We start from the raw sequence: 23,832 nt of genomic DNA, 5'->3' as shown, positions 1-23,832 counted from the left end.
TACCAGCCGGATAAAGGTCTTTCGTGTTTCTTCCTTAAAACTAGTTCATTGGCCTGTATAAAACGTTTCGTCTCCATGCATGAAGATGAAACGAATGTCTTGCAAAGGCAAGAGGTTTCATGCGTGGAGACGAATCAATTATGGTGTACTGAATAACTCTTTTCTGATGTTATTCTGAATCAGCATCTTCTTCTTTGGACTTCTCGGAAATAAGTAACAGTTTATCTCCTTCATGCAGTTTCAGCGTTCCGTTGGGAATCAGGAACTCATCTCCGCGCTTCACAATCATTACCAGCGTGCCTTTCGGAAGATTCATATCTTTCAATGTATCTGCTTCTTCCAGCATACTTTTAGTGATAGTCATATCACTAAGGTCAGAGTCAATTTCTTCCGGAAGTTCCACTCCGAAGTCGTTACCGGTTTTTTCCAGCGGTTTGGAAAGATTCAAAATCCGGGCGACGAAAGAAATGGTTGTTCCCTGTACGACCAATGAGACAATGGTAATAAAGAATACAATGTTGAAAATGAGGTTCGAACCTTCTACGCCCGCCACTACCGGATAGGTAGCAAAGATAATAGGAACTGCACCGCGTAATCCTACCCAAGACACGAAAATACGTGATTTCATCGTGATTTTCCGGAATGGAAGCAGACAGAGGAACACGCTTAACGGGCGACCGATAATAATCATGAAGACACCAATCAACAATGCCACGGAAGCTACTTCCAGCATTTCGTGCGGGTTGACAAGCAATCCCAGGCAAAGGAACATGATGATTTGGAACAACCAGGTCAGTCCGTCCATAAAGGTGTAGATGTCTTTACGATGCATGATTTTATTGTTTCCTACCATGATACCCGCAATATATACGGCAAGGTAACCGTTACCTTTCAGTAAGTCGGTGATGGAGAAAGTGAAAAATACAAATGCAAGTAATAAGATAGGATACAAGGCCTGATTATCAATATTGAGCTTATTCAACATTCGGATGGCTAGCTTTCCAAGTATATATCCGGCAGCGGCACCAACGATGAACTGGATAATGAAAGATCCGACGATGGCTCCGACTCCCATACCTGCCGACTGAATGAATTGTATCAGGACAATGGTCAGCATATAGGCCATCGGGTCATTACTTCCGCTCTCCAGTTCCAGCATGGGACGAAGGTTGTGTTTCAAGTTCATCTTCTGTGAGCGGAGGATAGCGAATACTGAAGCCGAGTCGGTAGACGACATGGTAGAAGCCAAAAGCAGGGAAGTAGTGATAGGTAAATAGATATTAGACCAGCTCATACCTGATATCCACCAGATAAAGAGTCCGGTGAAAAGGGCTGTGAGTAGTACTCCGACAGTGGAAAGCACGATACCGGGACCTAGAATAGGTTTGATTTCTCTGAATTTCGTATCCATACCTCCCGAGAAAAGGATAATACTAAGGGCCACCATACCGATAAATTGGGCGTCTTTCGCGTCGTGGAACTGCAGGCCGAGGCCGTCACTTCCAAACAACATTCCTACTACGAGGAACAATAATAAGGTAGGTACTCCAAAGCGGTATCCGGTTTTTCCAACAACGATGCTGACGAAAAGTAAGATAGAACCGATAAGTAGAGTGTTTTCTGCTGTAAATATCATAGGCAATATATTATAAAGTTATAAAATTGTCGTATTAATTCTCACCGTGCGAAGTTACACATTATTAACAACAAATAAAAACCCTTTTTGGATGTATTTTTGTGAAAAAAGGGAGTTAAATTGTCTAAAAAGACTAATTTTGCAAAGAATAATCTACATTATACTTATGGATTCAAATAATCTTACACCTTTGAGGAAAGGGATGGTGGGGGTACAATTCTTGTTTGTAGCTTTCGGTGCTACGGTACTCGTGCCGTTATTGGTGGGGCTTGACCCTTCTACAGCTCTGTTTACAGCAGGTATTGGTACGCTTATCTTTCATGCGGTTACGCGTGGAAAGGTTCCTGTCTTTCTGGGGAGTAGTTTCGCATTTATTGCACCTATCATTAAAGCGACAGAACTTTATGGATTGCCCGGCACCTTATCCGGTATGGTTGGAGTAGCGTTAGTTTACTTTGTGATGAGTGCGCTTGTCAAATGGCAGGGAGTGAGGGTGATTGAACGGCTGTTTCCTCCTGTTGTCATAGGGCCTGTCATCATTCTGATAGGTTTGTCATTGGCGGGAACGGGAGTGAATATGGCAAAAGAGAACTGGGTACTGGCACTGCTTTCGTTGGTTACCGCAGTCGTTGTTTCAATGAAGGCCAAGGGGCTTTTGAAACTGATTCCTATCTTCTGTGGGATTGTTGTAGGGTATCTGGCTGCATGGCTTTTCTACGATTTGGATTTGTCCGGTGTCAGAGATGCTGCCTGGATTGGATTGCCGCAGTTTGTCTTTCCTAAATTCTCATGGGAACCTGTGTTGTTTATGATTCCGGTAGCCATTGCTCCGGTGATAGAACATATTGGTGATATCTATGTCGTTAATACGGTCACCGGAAAAGATTTCGTGAAAGATCCGGGGTTGCACCGTACTTTATTGGGGGATGGTCTGGCATGTTTCTGTGCCGGATTATTGGGTGGCCCTCCTGTGACAACTTATTCGGAAGTGACCGGAGCCATGTCTCTGACAAAGATAACCAATCCGCAAGTGATAAGAATAGCTGCCATTTCCGCTATCTTATTTTCTGTTATCGGTAAAATCAGTGCATTATTAAGATCCATTCCTAGTGCGGTACTGGGCGGCATCATGTTATTGCTTTTCGGAACGATTGCTTGCGCGGGAATTGGTAATCTTGTGAATAATTGCATTGATTTGAGTCGTACAAGAAATATAGTCATTGTGTCTTTGACACTGACTGTCGGTATTGGCGGCGCTGCTTTTAATTGGGGCGATTTTTCATTGTCCGGCATTGGACTGGCAGCTTTGGTGGGAGTGCTTCTTAATTTAATATTGCCTAGAGAAGATTGATATTCTGTAAATCAAGCGGGAATCTCCAAATCCCCGCTTGATTGATTGTTGTTTAGGATAGGAACTTCACAATATCCTCATCTACTGTGCTGATGCCTCCGATTCCGAATTGTTCGATCAATACGTTCTTTACGTTCGGTGAAAGGAAAGCGGGGAGAGTAGGACCCAGATGAATATGTTTCACTCCTAAAGCCAGTAATGCCAATAAAACAATGACTGCCTTTTGTTCGTACCAGGCGATGTTGTATACGATAGGCAACTGATTTACATCATCCAGTCCGAAGATTTCTTTCAGTTTTAAAGCGATGACGGCCAGTGAGTAGCTATCGTTACATTGTCCTGCATCCAACACTCTCGGAATCCCGTTGATATCACCTAAAGCCAGTTTATTATATCTGTATTTGGCACAACCGGCAGTAAGAATCACGGTGTCACCAGGTAATTTTTGAGCAAATTCCGTATAGTATTCACGGCTTTTCATACGTCCGTCGCATCCTGCCATTACAAAGAATTTGCGGATAGCTCCGCTCTTCACGGCGTCCACCACTTTATCTGCCAGGGCTGTCACCTGTGCATGAGCGAATCCTCCGATAATCGTTCCGTTTTCAATGGCTATCGGTGGCTGACATTGTTTGGCGTGAGCAATCAGGGCAGAAAAATCTTTCGGTTTTCCGTCTTTGCGTTCGGGGATGTAATGTGCCCCTTCCAAACCACAGGCTCCTGTGATGTAAATACGATCCTTGTAGCTGGCATTTGCACGTGGCGGAACGATACAGTTACTTGTGAACAAGATAGGACCGTTGAAACTTTCAAATTCCTCTTTCTGCTTCCACCAGGCATTTCCGTAATTTCCTGCCAGATGCTTGTACTTCTTTAGTTGAGGATAATAGTGTGCAGGCAACATTTCGCTGTGAGTATATACATCTACTCCTGTGCCCTCCGTTTGTTCCAATAGCTCTTCCAGGTCTTTCAAATCATGTCCGCTGATTAATATACCCGGATTATTGCGTACACCGAGACTCACTTGTGAGATTTCCGGATTTCCGTAGCTGCTGGTATTCGCTTTATCCAACTGTGCCATTGCCGATACTCCATGCTTTCCTGTTTCCAAAGTCAGCTGAACCAGTTCTTCCACTGTAATATCATTGCGGGTCAGTTCGGATAAGGCATGTTGCATGAAAGCAAATATTTCCGGTGACTCGTAGCCTAGGTTATGTGCATGCTCTACATAGGCAGCCATTCCTTTCAGGCCATAGTGTACAAGTTCTTTCAGTGAGCGGACATCCTCGTTGGGAGTGCGAAGCACACCGACAGTTTTTGATTTTTCTTCAAACTCATCTTCGCTTCCATTCCAAAGACATTCGTCGGGAGCATTTTCAATCTTTACCTTGTTGGCAAGTTCTTTTTTCAGTTTCAGTCCTTCTTTGATTTTTTCAGTGATAGCCGCTTTATCAAAATTGGCGTTGGTGATGGTGATGAACAATGCATCATAGATAAATTTGTCTGCTTGTTCGGAAGGATGTCCATCTTTACGCAGATGTTCGTTGTAGACAGCAATTCCACGTACTACGAAGAGTAGTAAGTCTTGCAGGTTAGCCACTTCAGACGTTTTACCGCACACACCTTTCAAGGTACAACCGGTACCCATTGCGGTTTCTTGACATTGATAACAGAACATACTCATAACTTTTACGTTTTTAATTAGTCCAATAGTTTATTTCTTGAACGCAAAAGTAGAGGAAAGGTTTCAGGTGATTCTGTAACCAATGTTACAACAATGAATATTTTTTATATAGATACTCACTATTTGATTATTATCCGGTCAATATTCAATCCATGAATTTTTAAGTCGATTCCATTATTGGATAAGCCGGACCAGTTCTTCTTTCTGTAAGATAGTGATATGCTTACGATCGGCTATCAATAATCCGTCTTCCTGCATATGCGCCAGTTCACGGGCGAGGGAAGGACGGGACACCCCGAAGTAATCACTCAATTCCTGTTGTGAACGGTCGAGGGTGATATGTGCCTGTTGCTGCTGTTTATGTAGTCGGAGCAAGTACGAAGCAAGTTTCTGACGAATCGTCTTAAATGACATGAAGAAAAGCTTATCCGATAAGGTCCGTGCATAATTGGCAGAAAGATTCATATAGTTTTCCAAAAACTGCTCGTTTTTGCGGAATAAACTCAATACACTTGATTTAGGAAGTTCGATAACCTCTGTCGGTTCGTTGGCAGTCACTTCCACCGGATAGCGGTTCTCCTCACCGAACAGGAACAGAGGGGCAATCGCTCTTGGAGCAGCGATGTCCTCCACTTTGATAAGACGCCCCGAATAATCGATCATCTCTCCACGCACACTTCCTTTGGTCAGGATGACAAGGCGGTTGCACACAGCCCCCTGTTGAGCCAGGATTTCCCCTTTCTTATAAGAACGTGTATGGAAACTGATCTCTTCCAGATCGGCAGAAAGTCTTTCCGGAGTGATTCCCCGGAATAAGGGATTGTTGACGAGTGCAGGTATCATATATCAATAGTTATTTGAATTTTAAAATAAACGTTGTTTCTTTCTCCCGCAGCAAAGTGAGACTTCCGCCCGAAAGACGCATGATCTGGCGTGAAATGCTAAGTCCGATTCCACTACCATTTTCTTTGGTGGTGAAGAAAGGTATAAAGATATGCTCTGCTATCTCCGACGGGATTTCAGGGCCGTTGTTCTTGATCTCGATCCATATTTCTTCCATGTCATTGCAATAAGCCCGGATCTCGATTCTACCATCCGGCTGGCTGCCGATTGCCTGAATGGCATTCTTTAGAAGATTGATAACCACTTGGGCGATGAGGTTTTCATCTGCATACAGGATTAAGTCCGCAGGAGAAATCTCCGTGTGGAAACAAATGTTGTCACACGGATTCTGATGGCGGGCAAGTTCAATCATCCTTTCTATGAACGCTTTCACGTAGAACAGCGATGGTTCCGGTGCAGGTATGCGTGTAAACTGCCGGTAAGATTCTACAAAAGAGAGCAACCCTTTTCCTGTGGTGCTGATGGTCTGCAACCCGTGACTGATCTCTTCATCTTTGCCCTCGGACATGGAAAGAAGAGTGTCACAAAGGGAAGTGATAGGAGTGACCGAATTCATGATTTCATGCGTCAGAACCCGTGTCAGGCGAATCCATGAATCTATTTCCTTTTCATCGAGTTCGGTATTGATATCGTTCAGGGCCAGGATACGCAGATGTTCTTTGCGCACATTGATTTCCGATACACGTATGGATAGATTAACGGTTCCCCGTTCGTTGTGAAACATCACTTGCAGTTTGTCTCCGGGACGGCAGTTCTCTATTTTCTCCATGAGCGTAGTGTCTACTTTACTTAACTGATGGATATGCGTGAATATATTCAGCCCCAAAAGACGGAGTGCTTCCTTGTTCTTCTGATAAACCGCCCCATTGTCATTGAGTACCAGCAATCCTGTACTGACAAAATCCAGAATCAGCTCGTAATATTTCTCTTGTTGGGCGGTTTCCGCTTTTACATTATATAAAATGTGTCCCACCCGGTTGAGTGCCCGGTTGATCTTTTGGCTTTCGGGAGTACCGTTTTCTTCGGGAAAATGAAAGGTGTTATCATTGTTTTCAAGCGCGTTAATCATGAAAAGCACCTGTTTGGTGTGAAGTTGGTACAGGCGGATTTGCCAGATGATGCTAAGCACCAGCAGACAAAGACTGACGCCCAACCAACCGTATGATTGATGAATACCGAACCAGACAGTCGATATACAGAAAAGTACAGTCAGCAAAACTCTGAACCAGTACCGAATCCCCAGTTGTTGGATCTGTGAGTTCATAATCCGAATTTTTTCATCTTGTTATAGAGCGTTTGCCGGGTTATTCCCAGTTGAGCGGCCACTGCCGATAAATTTCCCGCACAGGCTTCGAGTGCTTTCCGTATCATCTGCACTTCCATTTCTTCCAGGGTGGAGATGTTTTGTTCCTGAATGGCTATCCGTGGTACGGATAATTGGAACAATTCAGCAGGAATCAGCGGACTGTCATTGATGATAGCCGCCTTTTCGATGACGTGCTCCAATTCGCGGATATTCCCATACCAGGGATGCGCAGTCAATTTATCCTCTGCTTCGGGAGTGAACTTCATCAACGACTTGTCATATTGCTTGCAGAAGTGAGACAAAAATCGTTCGGCCAATGGGATAATATCCTCTTTCCGTTCGCGTAGGGGAGGAATTTCCACATGAATGGTATTGATGCGGTAGAGCAAGTCCTCCCGGAATTCGCCTTTCGCTACCATCTCTTGCAAGTTCCGGTTCGTGGCACATATCAGTCGGATATCAATAGGAATTGGCGTGTTACTTCCCACTTTTACAATGCTTCGCCGTTGGATGGCAGTCAGTAGTTTTGCTTGCAGATGGTAGGGCAAGTTTCCTATTTCGTCAAGAAACAGCGTACTCTTTTCGGCAGCCTCGAACTTACCTGTCCGGTCGGTATGTGCATCAGTGAACGACCCTTTTACATGTCCGAAAAGCTCACTCTCGAATAAAGATTCCGTGATGGTTCCCATATCCACCGCAATCATTTCCTTATGTTTGCGGTTGGAAAGCGCATGGATTTCACGTGCCAGCATCTCTTTTCCTGTTCCGTTTTCACCCGTTATCAGGAGGTTGGCATCGGTGATGGCAACCTTTTCAATCAAAACCCGTAACTGTTGCATTACTTTGCTTTCTCCCCAGTACATAGGCGAGTGAGCAGGCTTTTCTTTGCTTGCTGTTTTCCTGTCATTGTGCGTAGAGGTTGCTGCGGTTTGCAGCGTTTCCACTAGTTTCTGGTTGTCCCAGGGTTTAACGATAAAGTCCGTTGCTCCCTCTTTAATCCCCCGGATAGCCAGTTCAATATCGGCATAAGCCGTAAAAAGTACGACCGGAAGATCCGGACGTACTTTTTTTATTTCATGTAACCAGAATAATCCCTCATTGCCGGTATTGATGCCCGATGTGAAATTCATGTCCAGCAATACCACTTCCGGCATTTCCTCCCGCAGGACGCTCGTCAGGGTGACAGGCGAGGAGAGGGCAACGACCTTTGAGAAATAACTTTTTAAAAGGATTTGTATGGCAGTCAGCACTCCTTTATTGTCGTCTACAATGATGATTGTTCCAGATTTACTCATTTTCGTTCAAGTTTGTACAGCGCAAACTTACGAAAAAAGGATGTGATAATTCAAGAATCATAATTCAAAATTGATTTTAGACTCCTTGTGCCCCCAATCAAAACCACTGGAACTTCAATCCGAATGATAAACTAAGGTAATCACGCGGACGGAGATAACTATTGTTTACCGCACTAATCACATAAAGGTCGCACGTACTTATTTCATAGAAAAAGGTTACGGACTTGGCCATAAATCTGCGTTGCGGGTCAATATCATAGGTCAGGCGTTGTCCCATAAAGACATGGAAACGCACTTTGCTTGAGAAACCATAATACCCTTTCGGATAACGTTCCGGCTCATTCACCCAGAACTGATTTCCAAATACGGTATTCACATAAAGACCACAGGTAAGAGGCTCCGTCGAGAATCCTTTTCCAATGTTAATGCTCCAGGGCATATAGTTCTGTTTGAGCGTCATGGTCACTTTTGCTTTCTTCGAAGAATATTTCGGGATGAATCCGAGCAATACATCCGTTTCCCACTGATTACGCTTTCCATAATCCCATCCTGTGCCGAAAGAGAGTAATCCCATATTTCCGGCATATTGTATTTTGGAATGAGTCGGGATAATCCGCTCCCAGTTTCTGCGGAAACGGTGAACCCGATTGTCATAACGGGTATGTTGGGTCTGTTCCGGTGCGTTTGTCTGGCAGGTGGCAGACATCAGACCGGAAAGCAGGAGAAGCACGTACAGTACTCCTGCGCGTAAGATATAATTAGTATTTAACCAGCTCATATTCGTATTTTTCCGGAGTTATTGTAAATACCAGATAAGTACGGTAATCCATACAATCACTGGTAACATAATGTATTCCATCATCAAAAATCACATCGTCCTGATAGTGATGGGTATGGGCGGCCGTGCAGAACTGTATTCCTGCATACTGTTTGACATAGTGCTGGAATACTTTTGCCACATTATCATTGAACACATCCGTATAGGGACGCGCGTGCATACAAATAACTGTCTTTTCAAACTCCTCCCGCCTGTTCGTTATCTCATTTTCCATAAAGGTAAAGTCCGGTACCGGTTCGGAGTAATCATACTCCAAAGCGTTGGTATTCAAGCAGACAAACTTCACATTGCCTGCGATGAAAGAGAAGTTTGTGGGGCCGAATACAGCCTTGTAGGTTTCCGCTCCCGTGCCCAGGCAGTCATGATTTCCGATCAGAGCCACATAAGGCACATGAAGTCCGTTCATGATATCCCTTTGCCAAAGAAATTCCTTGGTCAGTCCGAAGTCACTCATATCCCCTCCGTGGACGACGAAGTCAATATCATTCCGTTGATTGATCGCTTTTACAAAATCTTCCGTTTCGTCATACCATCGTTGTGAGTCGCCCATTGTTACGAACCGTATCGTAGTTTTACCCTGGCAGCTCGCTTCTATTCTTTCGATGTTGTGTGCATTGACCTCTGTTTCTCCGCTGATGCGGACGTCATACGGATGATAGTCTATCATACCGCATCCCGAAAGGAACAGGCACGAACACAGTGCATATAAATTCTTCCTCTTCATCATTACTTTAATAGTTTATAAAACTGGATGCAAAGATAAAGTTTTCTACCGGGATGGACAATCTCCCCATGGATAATAGAGACTGTTGGAACAATTTAAAGGAGAAATGGAATAGTCTCCCGGTTGTCTAAAAATTAGACGGTACTGTCTAATTTTTAGACAATATTCAGAAAGGTTGAAATGATAAACACCTGATAATGAATTGTTATTCTTTTTTGGCATGCTTTCTGCATGATTGAAAATAGAAAAACAAAAATAAAATATAATATGAAACAAATCTATTATGTGATCCGTACTTTATTGCGGGGGCATGGTTCCAACGTTATCAAAATCCTCTCTTTGGCGTTGGGGCTGACGATGAGCATTCTGTTGTTTGCCCGTGTGGCTTTCGAACAGAGCTTTGACAAATGCTTCAAAGATTATGATAACCTGTATCAGATCTTCTCCGTCTTTTCCGCCAATGGTCAGACTTATGATCCGCAGGATAAGAACTGCGGACCGGTGGCGGGTGCCATACTGGAGAATTTTCCTAAAGAAGTGGAGGCGGCCACCAGCTATTGCGTCTGGATGAGTGCCCCTCTATATCATGGAAGTGTCCGTTTTGAAGCTAACAAAGTGACAGCCGATTCACTATTCTTTCAGACTATGGGTATCGACGTTTTAAGCGGTGTTCCGGAAAAGGAACTGATGCAGAAAGATGTTGTCTTTCTTAGTGACCGGTTGGCTCGTAAGATGTTCGATCAAGAAAATCCGATAGGCAAAGTTATCTCTTATAATAAGGAAATAGAACTGACAGTGAAAGGTACGTATGCTGACATACCTGAAAATGCTACCGTCAGACCGGAGGCTGTGATTTCTCTGCCTACCGTATGGAGCCGTGGATGGGGAAACTACTCCTGGAGGGGAGGCGATAGCTGGATTGCATTTATCCGTTTCCGTCCCGGAGCAGACAAATCCGTGGTGAATGCCCGGTTGAATGACCTGATAAAGAAATATCGTCCTGCAGAAGACCGGAAAGTAGTAGGTTATACCGCTTTTGTAAAGCCGATCCGTGATGTGTACAGGGAAGAGCCGGACGTGAAGCGGATGCGGAATATCATGTCTATCCTGGGAATAATCATCCTTTTTATCGCTACCTTGAACTACGTACTGATCTCCATCTCTTCACTCTCATACCGCGCCAAAGCCATCGGCGTACATAAGTGTAGCGGTGCAGGCAGCGGCAAAATTCTGGGAATGTTCCTATTGGAAACAGCTATCATTATTCTCTTCGCCTTACTACTGATGGGATTAATCTTACTGAACTTCCGCGACTTTATAGAAGATACAACCGCCGTTGAACTCGGAGCTCTGTTCTCTTTAGACCGTCTTTGGGTACCCCTGCTGACGGTAGCTATCCTGTTCCTCATAGGAGGAGCACTGCCCGGACGCATCTTTGCCAAAATCCCCGTTTCACAAGTCTTCCGCCGCTATACAGAAGGAAAGAAAGGCTGGAAACGCCCGCTATTATTCGTGCAGTTTGCCGGCGTAGCTTTCATCTGCGGACTGATGTATGTGGTGATGCTGCAATACTACTATGTCTTAAACAAAGACCTGGGATACAATCCGAAGCGCGTTGTCGTAGCCAATACCGGTTTCGGCAATAAAGAAAACCAAGACTATGCCCTGACTTTCTTCCGCGGCCTGCCTTATGTAGAGTCCGTGTCCAGTGCCGATTCCCATCCCGTATATAGTTATAGCGGAACGATGATTCAGGATGAAAGTGGACAATCACTTTTCTCTTCCCGTTTTTGTAAAATGATGGAAGACTATCCGAAGATGATGGGTATGGTGATGAAGGAGGGGCGTATGCCACGAAATGAAGACGAAGTAGTCATCAATGAAACATACGGCGAATGGATGCACTGGGGAACCGAACTATTGAACCGTGCCGTCTATAATTCAGGCTACGTATGTAAAGTAGTGGGAGTGATTAAAGACTTCCGGATCGGTAATTTCACCAACCCGCAAGCACCTTTCATCCTGATGAGTACCAAGAATTTCGGGAGCTGTGTTCATGTCCGGCTGAAAGAACCTTTTGCGGAGAATCTTCAGAAACTGAATAAAGTATCGGCAGATGCTTTCCCCGATAAAACGGTCGATTTCCGTTCGATGGAGCAGATGATAAAAGAGAGTTATAACTCCATCCGCGTCTTCAGCAATGCTACCATACTGGCAGCGGTTACCATGTTCTTTGTGATGATGATGGGATTGATAGGCTACACAACCGACGAAGTCCGCCGCCGTTCCAAAGAGATTGCCATACGCAAAGTCAATGGCGCCGAAGCCTCCGGCATTTTGGAAATGTTGGTGAAAGATGTGCTCTATGTAGCCGTTGCAGCCGTTGTGATCGGTGTGGCGGCATCATGGTACGTCAATGATATGTGGATGGATATGTTTGCCGAACACGTGCCCGTCAGCTGGGCGGCGTATGTACTGATAGCGATTGTAAATCTTCTCGTTATCGTAGCCTGCGTACTTTGGAAATCGTGGCGGATTGCCAATGAAAATCCCGTGAGTAGCCTTAAAAGTGAATAATTAAAAACATAAATAAAAAGATTATGATTGAAATAAACAACATCAGTAAAGTATTCCGTACTTCCGAAGTGGAGACAGTTGCCTTGAATCACGTAAACCTTGAAGTAAAAGAGGGAGAGTTTGTAGCCATTATGGGGCCCTCCGGTTGTGGTAAATCCACTTTGTTGAACATTCTGGGGTTGCTCGATAACCCTACCGAAGGTTCCTACCGCTTGATGGGTGAAGAAGTGGGCGGATTGAAAGAGAAAGAACGTACCCATGTGCGTAAGGGCAAACTCGGATTCGTATTCCAGAGCTTTAACCTGATCGACGAACTGAATGTTTACGAGAATGTAGAACTTCCTCTGACATATTTGGGCTTTAAAGCATCCGAACGCCGCCGCATGGTAGAAGACATTCTGAAACGGATGAACATCAGCCATCGTGCCAAACACTTTCCGCAACAACTTTCCGGTGGTCAGCAACAACGTGTCGCCATTGCCCGTGCCGTAGTGACCAATCCGAAACTGATTCTCGCCGATGAACCGACCGGTAACCTCGATTCAAAGAATGGGGCAGAAGTGATGAACCTGTTGACCGAACTGAATAAAGAAGGAACAACCATCATCATGGTGACACACTCACAACATGACGCATCCTTTGCCCATCGTACAGTTCATTTGTTCGACGGCAGCGTGGTAGCCAGTGTGATAGCATAAACCAGATCAGAAGCAAGTATGAGACAAATCTATTATAGCATACGTACATTACTGCATGAGCGTACTTTGAATATCGTAAGAGTGCTCTCCCTTTCTTTAGGACTAACAGTTGGCATCTTGCTTTTCTCGCAAATAGCTTTTGAGATGAGCTATGAGAAATGTTACCCGGAAGCGGAGAATCTGATAATGGCGAGAATAGCGGCACAGAATATGACGACCGGCGAAGTGCAGGGCGATGACGGAATGAATTATGACTATACCGTCTGCGATCCGGTAGCTTTTACCCTGGCGCAGGATATGCCTGAAGAAATAGAGTCGGCCACCTGTGTACTTCCTTCCCAGTTTTATCATATTTATAAAGAAGACAAACTGCTGTCAAAAGCAAATTACATGAGGGTTGACACCTGTTTCTTTGAAACGATGGGTATACCCGTACTAAAAGGGAACGCGAAAGATCTCATCATTTCGAATAGCATATTTGTTTCAGAACATTTTGCCCGTGAAACATTCGGCAGTGTAGACCCTATTGGGAAAACCCTTTCGGCGGACAAGCAGTTGGAACTGACAATTCGCGGCGTCTATAAAGACATACCCGAAAATTCGATGCTCTCCCGTGACTTTGTGATTACCATCCACCGCGATGGTCGCTATGCGAGTGGTAACGGTTGGAATGGGAATGATATCTTTTATGCCTTTGCACGCTTGCGTCATGCGTCGGATATAGACAAGGTGAACAGCAAAATCCAACAAGTAATGGCCAAATACAGCCCCTTGCAATGGGATGACTGGAAGTTGGAATACAGCGTTGTTCCTCTTTCGAAACGTCATCTGGATTCTGCCGATACCCAGAAACGTTTGATGATATTCGGCTTCCTCGGCTTTTCAGTGTTTTTTGTAGCCATCATGAATTATATGTTGATTTCAATAGCCACTATCAGTCGTCGTGCAAAAAGCGTAGGAGTACATAAATGCAGTGGAGCCAGTTCAGGGAACGTCTTTGGTATGTTTCTGGCAGAAACCGGAGTCTTGGTTCTACTATCCGTCCTGTTTAGCTTCCTGTTGATAATCAACATGGGCGAATTGATCGAAGACCTGCTGGGAACCAGCCTTGCCTCACTGTTTGCCTGGGACATCATTTGGATACCGTTGCTCACTGTAGCAGTCCTTTTCCTCCTGGCAGGAGGTATACCGGGGAAACTGTTTTCACGTATTCCCGTCACGCAAGTATTCCGGCACTACACGGATGGGAAAAGAGGATGGAAACGTTCATTGCTATTTGTCCAGTTCACGGGTACCTCCTTTGTACTCGGACTATTGCTGGTTACCCTGTTACAATATTCTCACCTGATGAATGGAGATATGGGAATCAAGATTCCGGGACTGGTAGAAGCCGAAACCTGGATGTCAGGCGAAACAGTAGAACATGTAAAAGACGAGTTGCTTCGCCAACCGATGGTGGATGGGGTATCGGCATCCACACACAGCGTACTGGGAGAGTACTGGACACGTGGATTGATTGGCAACGACGGCAAACGCATTGCTACCCTTAATTTCAATATGTGCGACTATGATTATCCGAATGTGATGGGAATCAGAATAACAGAAGGCACCACCATCAAGAAAAAAGGCGATCTATTGGTGAATAAAGAACTCGTCCGTTTGATGAAATGGACCGATGGTGCCGTAGGAAAATCCGTGAGTGGGGTAGAAGGTACCATCGTAGGAGTGTTTGATGATATTCGTAATAGAAGTTTCTATTCCAGTCAGTCTCCTATTGCATTGATTGCCGATAAAGAATCGGCCAATCACACCATCAATGTCCGTCTAAAAGAACCCTATGACGAGAACCTGAAACGCTTGAACGAATGTGTGGCAAAAACATTTCCGAATGTAGCTCTGAACTTCAATTCAGTAGACAGCAAGATCCGGGAAGGCTATAAGAGTGTATATCGTTTCCGTAATGCAGTCTGGATTTCGTCCTGCTTCATCCTGCTTATTGTCATCACGGGATTGATTGGCTATGTGAATGGAGAAACTCAACGCCGCAGCAAGGAAATAGCCATACGCAAAGTGAATGGGGCAGAAGCCTCCGGCATCCTGAAATTATTGATATACGACATTCTGAACATCTCCGTAATCTCTGTTCTGATAGGTACTGCCGCTTCCTATTTTACAGGCCAAATATGGTTGGAACAGTTTAGCGAACGAATTGATATGGATCTGTTACTTTTTATAGGAATAGCCCTGCTGGTACTATTGGTTATCGTGGCTTGCGTGGTAGTGAAAGCCTGGCACGTTGCCAATGAAAACCCCGTAAAGAGCATTAAAGCAGAATAAATAATAAAAACCAACAGGCGGAGTAAAGCTGCTAATGCTTTATTCCGCTACCGTTTCCGGATGTTGTTTAGATACTTTCTTAATGTAAATCATCAGACTGACAACCGCCGTAATAAACGCCAGTGCATCCGATACCGGCATACTAATCCAGATACCTTTCAATCCCCACCAGTTGGGAAAGAGTAGCAAGCAAGGCAAAAGATAAAGCAACTGCCGCGTCAGCGAAAGGAAAATACTTATTTTAGCCTTCCCGATACTTTGGAAGAAGTTACCAATCACAATCTGCGCCCCTACAAACGGGAACATCAATACAGCCAGCCGGATACCGTCTACGGCCAAATCAATCAATTCATCGCTATCCGTGAAAAGAGCCGACACAGCATGAGGGAAGAACTCGCAGATAATAAACCCGCTACTGGTAATCACAACCCCGGAGATAATCCCCAGTCGCAACGTCTGTTTCACGCGGTCTATCTTCTGCGCTCCGAAGTTATACCCCACGATAGGCTGCATACCCATCGTCAGACCTAACACAATCATCACATAAAGCGTCAGCAAACGGTTGATGATTCCATAAGCACCGATCGCCATATCACCCCCGTAATTTTGCAGGCTGTTATTGATGATAATCACAATGGCACACGCACACACATTCATCAGGAAAGGAGACATACCAATGGCGAAGATACTCTCCACAATTCTCCGTTTCATCTTCCAGATATTCCCCTCAAAATGCACCGTACTGTCTTTCTTGACAAAGTGGCTCACCACCCACACCATACCGATCAACTGCGAAATCACCGTTGCCGTAGCAGCTCCCCTCATTCCCCATTCAAAGTGGAAAATAAAGATAGGAGCGAGGATAATGTTCGCCACCACCGTCACCATCGAAGTCAACATCGCCTTTTTCGGGTATCCGGTAGCACGCATCACGTTGTTCAACCCAATCATCGTATAAGTGATAGGAGTACCCAATAAGATCACCTGCATAAAGCTCCGCGCATAAGGAAGCGTCTCGTTACTGGCCCCGAAGAAAACCAATATATCATCCAGAAAGATGAAAGACAAAATACCAAAGAAGAACGAATTAGTGATACAGAGCATCAACGTGTGTGACAAGATTTCCGTAGCCCCCTTCATATCCTTTTGTCCCAGACGGATAGACGCCAGCGTAGAACCGCCCGCCGACACTAATGTACAGAAAGCCACCACCAGATTCATCAGCGGAAAGCTGATGGCCAGTCCGGCAATCGCCATCGGGCCTACGCCATGTCCGATGAAGATACTATCAATAATATTATAGATAGAAGTAATCGTCATTCCTATAATTGCAGGAATGGAATATTGTAACAGCAATTTGCCGATACTTTCTTTGCCTAAGATATGTGGGTCGTTCTTGCTCATGCGCTAGTAGATTTTGTTGGATAAAAACGTATGTTACGTTTTTTTTAGCTTTGCAAAGGTACGAATTATTTGCCTGATTCGATGATTATTCGGAACTTTGCAGCGATGGATACACAAGGTTTAACGTTTAGGTAAAAAGAAAGTTTATATATGAATACAACGAAAACGATTGCGGCACTCTTCGATTTTGATGGTGTCATTATGGATACAGAAACGCAGTACACAGTCTTCTGGGACGAGCAGGGACGGAAATATCTGAACGAAGAAGATTTCGGCCGCCGGATCAAGGGACAGACATTATTGCAAATCTATGAAAAGTATTTCTCGGACAAACCCGAAGCCCAGCTTGAAATAAGCGCTGAACTCTACGTTTACGAGCAAAAGATGTCCTACGAATATATCCCCGGAGTAGAAGCCTTTATAGCCGATCTTCGCCGTAACGGTGCAAAGATAGCCGTAGTCACCAGCTCCAACGAAGAGAAGATGGCCAACGTCTATAATGTCCACCCCGAATTTAAAGGAATGGTAGACCGCATTCTGACCGGAGAGATGTTTGCCCGTTCCAAACCGGCTCCCGACTGCTTCCTGCTCGGAATGGAAATCTTTGAAGCCACTCCCGAAAATACCTATGTCTTTGAAGATTCTTTCCACGGTCTGCAAGCCGGAATGACTTCCGGGGCAACAGTGATCGGACTTGCCACCACCAACACACGCGAAGCCATCACCGGCAAAGCACATTATATAATAGATGACTTTATCGGCATGACCTACGACAAGCTCCTGACTCTACATCGTTAAGAGAAAGAATAAATCCGAAACGCATTATTGCACTTGATAAATCGCTTCCTTATATCGTTAAGGAGCTTTTATTATACCTCACAGAATCCTTTCAAACGCCTCCCCAGCTACCTAAGCGAGGCGTTTGAAAGGATTTTTTGCATTTCCTTCTCTGTTATGAATTAAATGTTATAACTTTGCCGCGATTTTTGAAGGCGCTTGGCGTCGTTTTAATATTTAATCATTAATTTTTAATTTAAAAAGACATGGCTGGTTATATATCGGATGATACAAGAAAGGTGACTACTCATCGCTTGGTTGAAATGAAACAGAGAGGTGAAAAAATATCTATGCTGACTGCATATGATTACACAATGGCGCAGATTGTAGACGGTGCAGGAATGGATGTAATTCTGGTAGGCGACTCTGCTTCTAATGTAATGGCAGGTAATGTGACTACACTACCTATCACACTCGACCAAATGATTTATCATGCTAAATCCGTGGTACGTGGTGTAAAGCGTGCGATGGTAGTGGTTGATATGCCTTTCGGATCCTATCAGGGCAACGAGATGGAAGGACTTGCTTCTGCCATCCGCATCATGAAAGAAAGCCACGCTGACGCTTTGAAGATGGAAGGTGGTGAAGAAATCATAGACACGGTGAAACGCATCGTATGCGCCGGCATTCCGGTAATGGGACACTTGGGACTCATGCCTCAATCCATCAATAAATACGGTACCTATACCGTGCGTGCCAAGGACGACGCCGAAGCCGAGAAGCTGATTCGCGACGCCCATCTATTGGAAGAAGCAGGCTGTTTTGCCATTGTACTCGAAAAGATTCCCGCAACCCTTGCCGAACGCGTAGCTTCCGAACTGACCATACCTATTATCGGTATCGGTGCCGGTGGACACGTAGACGGTCAAGTATTGGTGATTCAGGATATGCTTGGCATGAACAACGGATTCCGTCCCCGTTTCTTGCGTCGTTACGCTGACTTGTACACGGTGATGACCGATGCCATCAGCCGTTATGTTTCTGACGTGAAGAATTGCTACTTCCCCAACGAGAAGGAACAATATTAAATATAGTATATGGCAGTTAAATTGTGGACAGTTCATTTTATGCGGATATGTGTAGCTAATTTGCTGTTGTTTATATCCTTGTATGTGTTATTTCCGGTGCTTTCCGTAGAGATGGCCGACCGTCTCGGAGTGCCGGCTGCACAGACAGGAGTAATCTTTCTCTTTTTCACCTTGGGGATGTTCCTCATCGGTCCTTTCCATGCCTATCTGGTAGATGCATACAAGCGTAAATACGTGTGTATGTTTGCTGCCGCCCTGATGGTAGTGGCGACCATCGGATACGCCTTTGTCACCAACCTCACAGAACTGATTCTGTTGAGCACCGTGCAAGGGCTTGCCTTTGGCATAGGCACAACAGCCGGCATCACATTGGCCATCGACATCACCAACTCCACGCTGCGCAGTGCGGGAAACGTCAGTTTCTCCTGGATGGCACGTATGGGGATGATCGCAGGCATTATCCTCGGGGTATGGCTTTATCAAAGCCAATCCTTCCAAACCCTGCTCACTGTATCTGTCATAACCGGAGCTGTCGGAATCCTCATTTTATCAGGAGTCTACGTACCTTTCCGTGCGCCGATTGTCACCAAACTCTATTCTTTCGACCGCTTCTTATTGCTTCGTGGATGGGTTCCTGCCATCAATCTGATCCTGATAACCTTCATTCCGGGACTGCTGGTTCCCATGGTACACCCTTTCCTAAACGATTTCGTACTCGGAAACACAGGAATCCCCGTACCGTTCTTTGTAGGAACAGCCCTCGGATACATTGTTTCCCTGTTCTTTGCACGTCTGTTTTTCCTGAAAGAGAAAACCTTGCGACTGGTCATTATGGGAATCGGATTGGAAATGGTAGCCATGTCTCTATTGAATACAGACATCTCCATAGGCATTTCCTCCGTACTCTTGGGATTGGGCTTAGGCTTTATCCTGCCGGAATTTCTGGTGATGTTCGTAAAGCTATCCCACCATTGCCAACGCGGAACAGCCAACACTACCCATCTGCTGGCAACCGAAATCGGCATTTCCCTGGGAATCGCTACCGCCTGCTACATGGAACTGGATACAGATAAAATGCTACATACCGGACAGATAGTAGCATCCATTGCTTTACTCTTCTTTGTATTGATTACCTATCCTTATTATATAAAGAAGAAAGTAAGATAGGAGAGTAGCCGGAATTAATTCCGGCTAACTTGTTTTACTCCCTTTATAGTACGTAATTTCTTGATAAGAGCCTCCAGACGTCCCGTATCACCCACCATGACCGTCAGTGTTCCGGAGAACAAACCGTCGTGCGAGTCAATACCGATGGAGCGCAGCGTGATACCGTTCTCTTTTGAGATAATAGAAGTGATATTAGTCACAATACCAATATCATCGTGTCCTACAACCCGCAGCGTGATAGGATATTGTGTACCCACCGATTTCCCCGCCCAACGAGCTTTTACAATACGATAGCCGAAACGCTCACGCATCTGGTTGGCATTCGGACAATCCGCCCGGTGTATCTTGATACCACCACTTACCGTAACGAAACCAAACACATCATCCCCGTAAATCGGATTACAACATTTAGCCAACTTGAATTCCAACCCTTTCAGATTCTGGTCGATCACCAGTACATCTTCCTTAGACGTCGTTTCCTCCTGCGTAGCCTGCAAGTTATACCCTTCGGCACTGCGATACACAATTTCGTCGTGCGTATCACTGTCCCGTTTCTGTTGCTCTACGTATTTATCCAGAATCTCGTTAACGTCCAGTCCACCGTCGGCAATCCGCTGATAAAACTCCGTCACATTCTTGAAGCCCAATCGCTTGATGAGGCGCATCATGGTCGCTTCATCATATTCCAGCTTACGGTTCTTGAATTTCCGTTCCAGCGTCTCCTTGGCAAAAGCATGCTGGCGTGCCACCATCTCCTTGAGAGCCTGCCTTATCTTGGTGCGCGCTTTGGAAGTCGTCACGATGTTCAGCCAGTCCTGCTTCGGAGTCTGGGTGTTTGAAGTCATGATTTCCACTTGGTCGCCGCTGTTCAGTTTCTGTTTAAGCTGTGCATTTTTGCCGTTCACTTTCGCGCCGATACACTTGCATCCCAACTTACTATGGATATGGAACGCAAAATCCAATACCGTAGCCCCCTTGCCGAGCTTGAACAAATCCCCCTTGGGCGTGAAGACAAACACTTCATCCTCGTAGAGATCCATCTTAAACTGATCCATCACTTTCAGCGAGTCGTTGTCCGCATTCTCCAACGCCTCCCGCACAGAAGTCAACCACTCGTCCAGACCCGTTTCACCCTTGATACCTTTATATCTCCAGTGAGCAGCCAAGCCGCGTTCCGCGATCTCGTCCATGCGGCGGGTACGTATCTGCACTTCCACCCATTTCCCTTCCGGGCCCATCACAGTGATGTGCAATGATTCGTAACCATTGCTTTTCGGAATAGAGAGCCAGTCGCGCAGACGCTTCGGGTTCGGCTGGTACATATCCGTAACAATCGAATAAACCTGCCAGCATTCCTGCTTCTCCTTAGCCGGATCCGGTTCCGAATCGAGGATGATACGGATGGCGAACAAGTCATAAATCCCCTCAAAAGACGTTTTCTGCTTCTGAATCTTGTTCCATATCGAATGAATCGACTTGGTTCGCCCCTTGATGTCGAACTTCAATCCTGCTTCCGACACCTTCTTCTGGATCGGCTCGATAAAAGCAGCGATATACTTGTCGCGGGAAGCCTTCGTCTCATTCAGCTTATCCTTGATAAAATAATACGTTTCCTTCTGCGTATATTTGAGAGACAAATCTTCCAGTTCCGATTTCAGCTTATACAGTCCCAGCTTGTGCGCCAGCGGAGCATACAGATATGCAGCTTCGTTCGCCACTTTGATCCGGTCCCCCTCGTTGCCCGTATCTTTGATTTTGCGCATCACGTTCACGCGGTCCGCAATCATTATCAGGATTACACGCATATCCTCCGCGAAAGAAAGCAGCAGATTACGGAAGTTTTCCGACTCGATAGCCGGACTCTTCGCATAAAGCTCGTTTGTTTTCACCAATCCCTTGATGATACTTGCCACGTCATCCCCATATTCGGCGTTCACCTCGTCGATAGACAATACATGCCCTTTCACGATTTCGTGCAACATGATACCGACCAAACACGAACCTTTCATGCCGATTTCCTCCGCAACGATCACTGCCGTTTGTAAATCTCTGATGACGGGATTCATCCCGAAGTTATTGCGTTGCAGACCGTTACACTGGGCCGCTTTGATAAGATGTCTCTTTAACTTTAGGCAATCCTTCCAGGAAATACTATCTCCTGCAGATTGCAACAAATGCCGGTAGAGTGAAAAAAGCTCCTTTTTTTCCTCCGATGTAAAAAAGTCGTCCATATTCAATCTTGTTAATTCGATGTAAAATTAGTTTTTTTCCTGCACATTCAAAAGGAAGTAACAATTATTTGTTATCAGTAACTTATAAATATGGTTTGGTTATCAATATGTCACTTTTCAGCCCTAAAAGAACCAAAGTGAAGAACAATAAAAAAGAACCATTTTAAAGAACCGATTATGATAGGGCAGATTTTTTTTAATGAAGTCAAAGCTAGTTTTAATTTGAGGAAACCGAAAAGTGACAAACCAACGAATATTTATCTAGTATGTCGAATAGATAAAAAGCAGGTAAAGTTATCAACTGGTGTTAGGGTATATCCAGACCAGTGGAATACTAAAAAGCAGGAAGCGTATGTAAGTCCACGGTTAACTGAATTGGATAATATAAATAACGCAATAGTAAACGATGAAATAAATAAACTTAGAACAGACTTTCTTGAATTTAAGCGTTATATTTGCGATAATCCAAATGAGATTGATAATAGCTTATTTTTATTAAAGAAATATATTTACAAAGACAAAATGGTGAAACAACAAGAATTGCAAAAGCCTGTTCAATGGCTTCGTAGGACTATTAGCCAAGATAAAACGATAAAATCAGATGGACAAAGGAATACATTGGCTATTTATTTGGGACATTTAAAAGTATTTGAAGAATTTTTAAAAGCAACAGATAGAGATGATATAACGTTTACTGACATAAATTTGGCTCTAATCAAAGATTATGAGACTTATCTGTTTAATAGACAGGTAGGCAAGGGGAAGACTACTAAAACAAGTACTGTTGGAAATAAAGTAACAGCTTTAATTTCAATTATTAAGCGAGCAGAGCCATACGGTTTGATAGATATTTCTGCTGCAAAGTTGAATCAGTATAAGAAGCCCAAAAGTAGAGAAGGTGATGATAATGAAATATATCTGTCAGAAGAAGAAGTAAGCAGAATGTATGCTTTAGAACTCAAAGGCTTAGAAGAAAAGGCTAGAGATGTTTTTGTATTACAATGTTGGACAGGGCAGAGGTTCAGTGATATGCAATTATTAAATGGTGGTACTGTAAAAGACTTTAATAATGGGAAGATATTGGAAATAGTGCAAAAGAAACGAACACATAAAGTTTCGATACCATTGTTTCCTATTGCTTTAGAGATACTGGAAAAGTATAATTTTCAAGTACCCAAAGTACGTGAGAATACTATGTTGAAATACATAAAGGAAGCAGGACAAAAGGCAGGTATAATAGGCAAACATATTGTAACAGAAGATAGAGGTTCAAAAATAACTAATACTACTTATTATAGATATGAATTGATAGGTACACATACAGGAAGACGTTCGTTTATTAGTAATATGCTGAAACGTGGCTATGATAGTCATATACTTATGAGAATAACAGGGCATACTACAGAAATGGCATTTAAGAAATATGCTAAAATAAGTTCAGAAGATGCAGCTAACTTGATGCTAGAAACAGAAGCTAACAAGATTGAACAAACTAGTAAAGTTGAGCAGTCTAATAAGGTTACTACTGTTAGTAATGAGAATATAGCAGAAGCAATAAGTAAAGGCATTGAAGCTGGTTTGAAACATAAGAATGATATAGCTTATGACTTGTTATTTAATAGTCAGGAAAGTAATATTGAATCTTACGGAATAGATAGAGATGTGGACATAAGCCAATTCGATTTAAATAAGAATGAAATAGACTTTCTTAATAGGTCAATGGATAATTTTGAAGTTGGAACACCATCTTTAAAGGTAAGGAAAATACTGAATAGATTGCTGGAATTGGGAATAGTGGTACGGCTTAAATAAAAAG

Annotated in this window: 17 protein-coding genes; 8 read left to right on the top strand and 9 right to left on the bottom strand. The window is 44.2% G+C overall.

The features are described 5' to 3' along the window. Nucleotides 1-169: 169 nt before the first annotated feature. Nucleotides 170-1,636, bottom strand: coding sequence for a potassium/proton antiporter (locus I2I13_RS11780; RefSeq protein WP_074557017.1), 1,467 nt, complete (start codon nucleotides 1,634-1,636; stop codon nucleotides 170-172). Between the two features lie 166 nt (nucleotides 1,637-1,802). Here I2I13_RS11780 and I2I13_RS11775 point away from each other — a divergent pair, with 166 nt between their 5' ends. Further along, on the top strand, nucleotides 1,803-2,987 hold the full coding sequence (locus I2I13_RS11775; protein ID WP_099145904.1) for a uracil-xanthine permease family protein: 1,185 nt from the start codon (nucleotides 1,803-1,805) through the stop codon (nucleotides 2,985-2,987). Nucleotides 2,988-3,039: 52 nt separating this feature from the next. On the opposite strand, the gene hcp is transcribed toward I2I13_RS11775, so the two are convergent. From hcp to I2I13_RS11745, 6 genes are all read right to left on the bottom strand, one after another. After that, nucleotides 3,040-4,671: a hydroxylamine reductase gene (gene hcp / locus I2I13_RS11770; protein WP_074557015.1), complete on the bottom strand. Its 1,632-nt coding sequence runs from the start codon at nucleotides 4,669-4,671 to the stop codon at nucleotides 3,040-3,042. Between the two features lie 174 nt (nucleotides 4,672-4,845). Continuing rightward, nucleotides 4,846-5,514 (bottom strand): Crp/Fnr family transcriptional regulator, encoded by a 669-nt coding sequence (locus tag I2I13_RS11765; RefSeq protein WP_148366943.1) that lies wholly within the window; start codon nucleotides 5,512-5,514, stop codon nucleotides 4,846-4,848. Between the two features lie 10 nt (nucleotides 5,515-5,524). Next, entirely contained in the window at nucleotides 5,525-6,838 is a 1,314-nt protein-coding gene (locus tag I2I13_RS11760) for a PAS domain-containing sensor histidine kinase (RefSeq protein ID WP_195649571.1), read from the bottom strand. Continuing rightward, nucleotides 6,835-8,175 (bottom strand): sigma-54 dependent transcriptional regulator, encoded by a 1,341-nt coding sequence (locus tag I2I13_RS11755; RefSeq protein ID WP_195649570.1) that lies wholly within the window; start codon nucleotides 8,173-8,175, stop codon nucleotides 6,835-6,837. Before I2I13_RS11755 ends, I2I13_RS11760 begins: the two co-directional genes overlap by 4 nt. A 97-nt stretch (nucleotides 8,176-8,272) precedes the next feature. Continuing rightward, complete coding sequence (locus I2I13_RS11750) at nucleotides 8,273-8,881, bottom strand: hypothetical protein (RefSeq protein WP_370540826.1); 609 nt, start codon at nucleotides 8,879-8,881, stop codon at nucleotides 8,273-8,275. 52 nt (nucleotides 8,882-8,933) lie between these two features. Further along, the gene (locus I2I13_RS11745; RefSeq protein ID WP_195649614.1) at nucleotides 8,934-9,737 is read right to left on the bottom strand and encodes a metallophosphoesterase; all 804 of its coding nucleotides are present in this window, start codon (nucleotides 9,735-9,737) and stop codon (nucleotides 8,934-8,936) included. A gap of 267 nt (nucleotides 9,738-10,004) precedes the next feature. Here I2I13_RS11745 and I2I13_RS11740 point away from each other — a divergent pair, with 267 nt between their 5' ends. Genes I2I13_RS11740 through I2I13_RS11730 form a run of 3 tightly spaced genes read left to right on the top strand, consistent with a single transcriptional unit; the run spans nucleotide 10,005 to nucleotide 15,349 of the window. Next, nucleotides 10,005-12,314 carry an ABC transporter permease gene (locus I2I13_RS11740; protein WP_195649569.1) on the top strand — a complete coding sequence of 770 codons (2,310 nt, stop codon included), beginning with the start codon at nucleotides 10,005-10,007 and terminating at the stop codon, nucleotides 12,312-12,314. 23 nt (nucleotides 12,315-12,337) lie between these two features. Next, complete coding sequence (locus I2I13_RS11735; RefSeq protein WP_004303508.1) at nucleotides 12,338-13,012, top strand: ABC transporter ATP-binding protein; 675 nt, start codon at nucleotides 12,338-12,340, stop codon at nucleotides 13,010-13,012. A gap of 18 nt (nucleotides 13,013-13,030) precedes the next feature. Further along, nucleotides 13,031-15,349 carry an ABC transporter permease gene (locus tag I2I13_RS11730; protein ID WP_195649568.1) on the top strand — a complete coding sequence of 773 codons (2,319 nt, stop codon included), beginning with the start codon at nucleotides 13,031-13,033 and terminating at the stop codon, nucleotides 15,347-15,349. A 39-nt stretch (nucleotides 15,350-15,388) separates the two neighbouring features. On the opposite strand, the gene I2I13_RS11725 is transcribed toward I2I13_RS11730, so the two are convergent. Next, nucleotides 15,389-16,753 carry an MATE family efflux transporter gene (locus tag I2I13_RS11725; protein WP_148366937.1) on the bottom strand — a complete coding sequence of 455 codons (1,365 nt, stop codon included), beginning with the start codon at nucleotides 16,751-16,753 and terminating at the stop codon, nucleotides 15,389-15,391. 150 nt (nucleotides 16,754-16,903) lie between these two features. Between I2I13_RS11725 and I2I13_RS11720 the strand changes: the two genes are divergently transcribed. The 3 genes from I2I13_RS11720 to I2I13_RS11710 all read left to right on the top strand — a co-directional run bounded on the left by I2I13_RS11720 (nucleotide 16,904) and on the right by I2I13_RS11710 (nucleotide 19,785). After that, a complete protein-coding gene (locus I2I13_RS11720) occupies nucleotides 16,904-17,551 on the top strand; it encodes an HAD family phosphatase (protein ID WP_195649567.1) in 648 nt (215 codons plus the stop codon). Between the two features lie 245 nt (nucleotides 17,552-17,796). Beyond that, entirely contained in the window at nucleotides 17,797-18,618 is an 822-nt protein-coding gene (gene panB, locus I2I13_RS11715; RefSeq protein WP_148366935.1) for a 3-methyl-2-oxobutanoate hydroxymethyltransferase, read from the top strand. Nucleotides 18,619-18,627: 9 nt separating this feature from the next. After that, nucleotides 18,628-19,785 carry an MFS transporter gene (locus tag I2I13_RS11710; protein ID WP_195649566.1) on the top strand — a complete coding sequence of 386 codons (1,158 nt, stop codon included), beginning with the start codon at nucleotides 18,628-18,630 and terminating at the stop codon, nucleotides 19,783-19,785. Between the two features lie 14 nt (nucleotides 19,786-19,799). On the opposite strand, the gene I2I13_RS11705 is transcribed toward I2I13_RS11710, so the two are convergent. After that, nucleotides 19,800-22,016: a bifunctional (p)ppGpp synthetase/guanosine-3',5'-bis(diphosphate) 3'-pyrophosphohydrolase gene (locus I2I13_RS11705; RefSeq protein WP_148366933.1), complete on the bottom strand. Its 2,217-nt coding sequence runs from the start codon at nucleotides 22,014-22,016 to the stop codon at nucleotides 19,800-19,802. Nucleotides 22,017-22,193: 177 nt separating this feature from the next. Here I2I13_RS11705 and I2I13_RS11700 point away from each other — a divergent pair, with 177 nt between their 5' ends. After that, nucleotides 22,194-23,828 carry a phage integrase SAM-like domain-containing protein gene (locus I2I13_RS11700; protein WP_117980045.1) on the top strand — a complete coding sequence of 545 codons (1,635 nt, stop codon included), beginning with the start codon at nucleotides 22,194-22,196 and terminating at the stop codon, nucleotides 23,826-23,828. Nucleotides 23,829-23,832 lie beyond the last annotated feature (4 nt).

Source organism: Bacteroides sp. D55t1_190419_B8 (assembly GCF_015558905.1).
GTDB lineage: Bacteria > Bacteroidota > Bacteroidia > Bacteroidales > Bacteroidaceae > Bacteroides > Bacteroides vicugnae.
Note: the sequence above shows the minus strand (reverse complement) of the source record. Positions and strands in the feature narration are given on the sequence as shown.